Consider the following 6030-nt stretch of genomic DNA (forward strand, 5'->3'; position numbering starts at 1 on the left):
CGCCGCCTTCTACTTTGGCTAATACATCAAATTTACCCTCGGTATTAGTAATTTTTAATGGTTCTAGAATAAGTACTTCCAAAGTTTTTTTAGCAAAATATTCTTCTAAGGATTGACCATTAACATTAATTTCACCTTTACCCGGTATTAAACGTACACGAGCTATTGAGGTTTTACGCCGACCAGTTCCATAATATTGTACCACCTATTTTACCTCCTTCCCAATTTCCCAAACTTGCGGCTGTTGAGCCTGATGGGGATGTTCCGCTCCAGAATAAACTTTCAGTTTTCGATACATTGCCGCTCCCAAACGATTGCCAGGCAACATACCTTTAACTGCCTTTTCAATAATTAATTCCGGCCTTTTCTGTAAAAGGGTAGCATAACTTGTCCTTTTCAAACCACCCGGATAACGTGAATGAGTAATATGTTCTTTGTTTTGTAGTTTATTTCCGGTTAATTTTACTTTTTCAGCATTAATTACAATCACATAATCCCCTACATCAACATGGGGAGTATAAGTAGGTTTATGTTTACCCCTTAAAATTGTGGCAATTTCCGATGCCAAACGACCCAAAACTTTATCTTGGGCATCAATCAGATACCACTTTCTTTCTATATCTTGTGCCTTAGCCATAAAGGTACGCACTTTTTTTCCCCTCCCTAACATCTGAATAATTTTCATTTTTGACCACTGATTTATTTTAATATACTCACTTAACCCTGTCAAGTGCCCACAATTCCGGAAGTGTCACAAAATCATAACCCTGACTGCGTAAATTTTTAATAATGCCCGGTAAGGCTTGAATAGTAGCTGGCCGACTAGTGTGTAAAGCAACAATTGCTCCAGGATGAACCCAACGACAAACAGTATCTTTTACTAAAAAAGCACTATTGGCTGGATCACCATCAAAAGAATTCAAAGACCAAAGTACTGTCTTTAAACCAGCTTCTTGAGCTATTCTAATGATCGTCTCATTATAGAAACCACCTGGTGGCCTAAAAAAGGGAGCCGGTTTTACTCCCAATTGCTCCATTTTTAAAAGGGGAGCAATTATTTGGGCCCTAATTTCATCTGTAGTAAGAGTATATAAATTTAAATGATCCCAAGTATGATTAGCCAAGGCATGCCCCTCAGCAGCCATTGTCTTTAAAAGGTCGTGATTACCAGCCAAACTGTTACCAATCAGAAAAAAGGTGGCTGATACTTGATGTTCCTTAAGAATTGCAAGTAAGGGTTCTACATCTGAAGAAAGATAATCATCAAAAGTAAGAGCAACTACTTTTTTTTCTGGGCCCTTACTCAAAAGGGGCCAAAGCTCATTAGGGGAACTTGTTTTTTTAAATTCAAATTCCAGTTGGGTTGAATCAATAAACTTTTTTAGTTCCTGAAGAGAAGCATAACTTCTTCCTTGAACAAAAAGGGGATCTATTTCTTCTTCCTCAATATAAACCTTTCCTTTTTCGGCATCTAATCTAAATTGTAAATCACAGGCTAAAGCAAATATACGGGCAGGAACATATTCTTTATCTAAATAGGTAAAAGCAGCTTCAGTCATTTTACGATTATTAATAAAGAAAGCGAGTTTTTCTTTAGGTCTTTCTATTTGTTCAATTGGGGGTGAGGCTGTAAATATAGCTATTTGCTTTGCTGTTTTTTCTACTTGGGGGTAAGCAAGCACTTTTTCCAATTCTGTTAAACGAGCATAGCCTTTACCTAAAATATCCTTAATTTCAACCGTAAACTCTTCCTCTCCTTTGACTAACCTTAAAGCACCTGTTTCAGGTATCCAAGTTACCTGCCAATTTAAACTAGCGGCTATGGAACGCAGAGGCACATAAAATTGATCATCCCATTGATAACCAAGGTCTATAAAAAGGTCATTAACATAGATACTGTACTCCGCGGCCAATTCGGCTTGCAAACTTTGATTACTACTTTCAATTTCTTCCCAAACCAATTCTTCATGCCAAGTTATTTCTGATTCACTAGGCTGCTCAAAAGGTTTAAAAAACCAGGCACCAATAATTATTAAACAGACTATTAAAAGTCCCCATTTTTTCATTTCCCTGCCTCCTCAATATGGATAAGTTACCTGATAGAGAAATAACCCTTGAGGAGGCAATGTTGGACCCGCAAATTTGCGCTCCCCTTCAGCCAATAAATCTTTTATTTCCTCTGGTTGGCGTTTACCCTGTCCCACTTCCAAAATAGTGCCAGCCAAAATACGCACCATATTATATAAAAAACCATTTCCGGTTACCCACAGCTTAATTAAAGGGAGATCCTGTTCCAAAGAACAAGCAAAAATTGTACGGGTATAACTTTTGACTGTCGCCCCCTGTGCACAAAAAGCCTTAAAATTATGTTCTCCAACTAAAAACTGGGCAGCTAACTGCATAGCCGTTAAATTTAAAGGAAATGGCACATGATAAGCATAACGCCGCCAAAAGGGACTGCGAAGCGGCTGATTATAAAATTGATAAAGATAGGTTTTGTTTTGAGCCTGAAAAGGGGCCTTAAAATCCGGGGGAACTATTTGAGCATCTAAGACAACTATTGCCGGAGGCAATAGTGTATTTAAAGCTAAAGGTAATTTTTCCACCGGTATTTTAGTACTACTAAAAAAATTAATTACTTGACCTAAGGCATGTACTCCAGCATCTGTCCTACCTGCCCCCATGATCCTTATTTCTTCATTGGTTAAATCGAAAAGAGCCTTTTCCACACTTTCTTGGATAGTAGGTAAACCTGTATCTTTTTGAATTTGGAAACCATGAAATTTAGTACCTTCATAAGCCAAAGTTAATTTAAAATTACGTCTGTTATTCATCTCCAACGACTCCAAATAATGATAATCACAAAAAAAACAAGGATAATAAAGGCTAGATAATCACCAGAATCCATTTGCAATTGTGTCATCCGAGTGCGATTTTTTCCACCTCGATAGCAGCGAGCCTCCATCGCCATAGCTAATTCATCGGCTCGACGAAAAGCACTTAAAAATAAAGGTACCAAAAGTGGAATCAAACTTTTAGCCCGTTTTAAAAGACCACCACTTTCAAAATCAGCACCACGAGCCATTTGAGCCTTCATAATTTTTTCAGTTTCCTCAATTAAAGTAGGTATAAACCTTAAGGCAATGGTCATCATCATGGCTAGTTCATGAGCCATGGGAATAAAGAGTCTCCTCAAGATTTTTTCCAAACCATCAGTTAAAGCAATGGGTGTGGTAGTTAAAGTCAAAAGAGATGTAATAATTACCAAATAGATTAAACGCAAAGCCATGAAAAGACCTTGTTTTAACCCTTGCTGCGTAATTTTTAAAAAACCCCACTGCCAAATTGGCTCTCCTTCAGTCATAAAAACATGTAAACCAAGGGTTAAAAAAATTATAAAGAGAAGAGGCTTAAGTCCTTTAAGAATAGTTCCTATGGAAATACGTGATAAAAAAATAATCGAGAGAGTAAAAATAGTGGTAATTAAATAACCAAAAACATTTTGAACCATAAACAAAGCCAACATATAAAGTACAATACAAATTATTTTTGTCCGCGGATCCAAATGATGAATCAAGGAATCCCTAGGTACATATTGACCAATCGTAATATCTTTAAGCATAGGTCTTTTCCTCTTTCCAAATCCGCAAAATTTCCCGATAAGCTTCTTCTACCGTAAATAAGTCTTGACGTATCGACCAACCGCGTCTATGCAATTCATACATCAATTTGGCCACTGTGGGAATATCCAAACCAATTTTCCGCAGTTGTTCATAATAGGCAAAAACTTGACGAGTCGGTTCATCGAAAATAATGGTTCCCTGGTGCATAACTAAAAGACGCTCTGTTAAACGAGCCACATCATCCATACTATGAGATACCAAAATAACGGTGATACCAGCTTGGTGTAGAGCCCGAATCTGCCGCAAAATCTCATCTCTACCGCGGGGATCAAGCCCAGCAGTAGGTTCATCAAGAATTAAATATTTAGGTTCAAGGGCTAAAACACCAGCAATCGCCACACGCCGTTTCTCACCCCCACTTAAATTAAAAGGTGAAAGCTGAGCATATTTTTCCAAAGGCAACTGAACCATTTGTAGGGCCTTTTTTACTCTCTGCTCCACTTGTGCGGAAGTTAAACCTAAATTTCGCGGCCCAAAAGCAATATCAGCAAAGACGGTTTCCTCAAATAATTGATGTTCCGGATATTGAAAAACTAGTCCTACCTTTTTTCTAATTTCCCGTAAGGCTATTTTTCGTTCAGTAGTTACCAAGCCATCAATACTGACCGTCCCAGTGGTTGGTTTTAATAATCCATTAAAGTGCTGTACCAAAGTAGATTTACCTGAACCCGTGTGTCCGATGATGCCCACAAATTCGCCTTCATTAATTATCACATTAATATTTTTTAAAGCCTGAACAGCCTCGACAGCTTCTGATTGATAGATAAAATGCACATTTTCTAAAATGATTGACATAAGGCCACCACCATTTCCTCCACGGTTAAAATATTACGCGGTAATTTTAACCCCCCGGCAACCAAAAGATTACGCAATTCCATCATGGGCGGCACATCTAAATGCAGTGCCTTTAATGTTTCTACTTGAGCAAAAATATCATAAGGAGTACCTTCTAGTGCTAACAACCCATTTTCCAGAACCAAAACCCTGGAAGCTAAAGCCGCTTCTTCCATAAAATGCGTAATTAAAATAACCGTTAAGCCGATTTCTTGATTCAATTTTACCACAGTTTCCATTACTTCACGCCGTCCAATCGGATCTAACATGGCAGTAGGTTCATCTAAAACTAAAACATCTGGCCTCATAGCAAGAACACCGGCAATAGCCACCCTTTGTTTTTGTCCCCCGGACAATAAATGTGGGGCTCTAGTTTTAAATTCACTCATCCCCACACTAGCTAGGGACTCATTAACCACCTGACGAATTTCAGAAGGTTCCATTCCTAAATTTTCAGGACCAAAAGCAACATCCTCCTCAACAGTGGTAGCCACTAATTGATTATCCGGATTTTGAAAAACCATACCCACCTTTTGCCGGATTGACCATAAATTAGCTGCCTCCCGTGTATCCATGTTTTGCACAAAAACAGAACCAGAGTCAGGTAATAATAAAGCATTAAAATGTTTAGCCAAAGTAGATTTACCGGAGCCATTATGTCCCACAATAGCTACAAACTCACCTGGCTCTATTTTTAAAGAAATCCCTTTTAAAGCCTCGAAGGATTCCCCCTGTGAGGTACGGAACCGATGTTTTAAATTTTTTACACTGATCATTTTACCTCACCACCTGAAAACAAAAACCAGGAAAGCCGATTCCAAACCAGATGCTTGGTTTAAAAATCCGGTTTTCCTGACCCCGGTTTTTGCCAACTACCCCTCAAACCAATTCCACGATAACCATTTCAGCCGCATCACCACGACGCGGTCCTACTTTAACAATACGGGTATATCCACCCTGACGGTCAGCATATTTTTCAGCTAAGTCCTGAAATAATGTTTTCACTACAGCTTCATCAAGTAGATAAGAGTTAGCTTGACGGCGGGCCTGTAAATCCCCTTTTTTACCGAGGGTAATCATTTTTTCTGTCATACGTCTTACCTCTTTAGCCCGTGCCTCCGTGGTCTCAATGCGACCATTTTTCAATAGTTCAGTAGTTATATTTCTTAATAAAGCACGCCGATGTTCCATAGTTCTACCTAGTTTTCGACGGGTCATTTCCTCAAACCCCCCTTTATTCTTCTTCCTCACTTAAGGCTAATTCTAAAGAAGCCAATTTTTCTTTAATTTCGGCTAATGATTTTTTTCCTAAATTCCTAACCTTCATTAAATCAGCTTCTGTTTTTTGAACAAGTTCTCCCACTGTGTTAATAGCAGCCCTTTTTAAGCAATTAAAAGAACGTACAGAAAGATCCAATTCCTCTACACTTAAATCTAATACTTTATTACGTTCTTCTTCTTCGGTTTCTACCATAATCTCCACATCACCAATTTCTTCCGTCAAACCAACAAA

9 protein-coding genes are annotated in these 6030 nt (G+C 38.4%); all 9 read right to left on the bottom strand.

The window, feature by feature from the left end; genetic code table 11:
- Positions 1–205: 30S ribosomal protein S9 (gene rpsI / locus GX687_05405; GenBank protein ID HHX96873.1), on the bottom strand; the 205-nt coding region annotated here is incomplete at its 3' end.
- Entirely contained in the window at positions 206–670 is a 465-nt protein-coding gene (gene rplM / locus GX687_05410) for a 50S ribosomal protein L13 (GenBank protein ID HHX96874.1), read from the bottom strand.
- 43 nt (positions 671–713) lie between these two features.
- Complete coding sequence (locus GX687_05415; protein HHX96875.1) at positions 714–2066, bottom strand: polysaccharide deacetylase family protein; 1353 nt, start codon at positions 2064–2066, stop codon at positions 714–716.
- 12 nt (positions 2067–2078) lie between these two features.
- The gene (truA, locus tag GX687_05420; protein HHX96876.1) at positions 2079–2834 is read right to left on the bottom strand and encodes a tRNA pseudouridine(38-40) synthase TruA; all 756 of its coding nucleotides are present in this window, start codon (positions 2832–2834) and stop codon (positions 2079–2081) included.
- A complete protein-coding gene (locus GX687_05425) occupies positions 2831–3622 on the bottom strand; it encodes an energy-coupling factor transporter transmembrane protein EcfT (protein HHX96877.1) in 792 nt (263 codons plus the stop codon). Before GX687_05425 ends, truA begins: the two co-directional genes overlap by 4 nt.
- Positions 3615–4478 (bottom strand): energy-coupling factor transporter ATPase, encoded by an 864-nt coding sequence (locus GX687_05430; GenBank protein HHX96878.1) that lies wholly within the window; start codon positions 4476–4478, stop codon positions 3615–3617. The genes GX687_05425 and GX687_05430 overlap by 8 nt, the downstream gene beginning before the upstream one ends.
- Positions 4463–5293 carry an energy-coupling factor transporter ATPase gene (locus GX687_05435; GenBank protein HHX96879.1) on the bottom strand — a complete coding sequence of 277 codons (831 nt, stop codon included), beginning with the start codon at positions 5291–5293 and terminating at the stop codon, positions 4463–4465. Before GX687_05435 ends, GX687_05430 begins: the two co-directional genes overlap by 16 nt.
- Before the next feature lie 103 nt (positions 5294–5396).
- Positions 5397–5735: a 50S ribosomal protein L17 gene (gene rplQ / locus GX687_05440; GenBank protein ID HHX96880.1), complete on the bottom strand. Its 339-nt coding sequence runs from the start codon at positions 5733–5735 to the stop codon at positions 5397–5399.
- Positions 5736–5751: 16 nt separating this feature from the next.
- A partial coding sequence (locus GX687_05445; GenBank protein HHX96881.1) for a DNA-directed RNA polymerase subunit alpha occupies positions 5752–6030 on the bottom strand: 279 nt, incomplete at its 5' end.

The organism is Clostridia bacterium, assembly GCA_012841935.1.
In the GTDB taxonomy this organism is placed as follows: domain Bacteria; phylum Bacillota; class Peptococcia; order DRI-13; family DTU073; genus DUTS01.

Excerpts from the sequence above, each read along its gene's own strand:
- truA (HHX96876.1), bottom strand. The coding sequence starts at position 2,834 with ATGAATAACAGACGTAATTTTAAATTAACTTTGGCTTATGAAGGTACT.
- rplM (HHX96874.1), bottom strand. The coding sequence starts at position 670 with ATGTTAGGGAGGGGAAAAAAAGTGCGTACCTTTATGGCTAAGGCACAA.
- GX687_05425 (HHX96877.1), bottom strand. The coding sequence starts at position 3,622 with ATGCTTAAAGATATTACGATTGGTCAATATGTACCTAGGGATTCCTTG.
- rplQ (HHX96880.1), bottom strand. The coding sequence starts at position 5,735 with ATGACCCGTCGAAAACTAGGTAGAACTATGGAACATCGGCGTGCTTTA.
- GX687_05435 (HHX96879.1), bottom strand. The coding sequence starts at position 5,293 with ATGATCAGTGTAAAAAATTTAAAACATCGGTTCCGTACCTCACAGGGG.
- GX687_05430 (HHX96878.1), bottom strand. The coding sequence starts at position 4,478 with ATGTCAATCATTTTAGAAAATGTGCATTTTATCTATCAATCAGAAGCT.
- GX687_05415 (HHX96875.1), bottom strand. The coding sequence starts at position 2,066 with ATGAAAAAATGGGGACTTTTAATAGTCTGTTTAATAATTATTGGTGCC.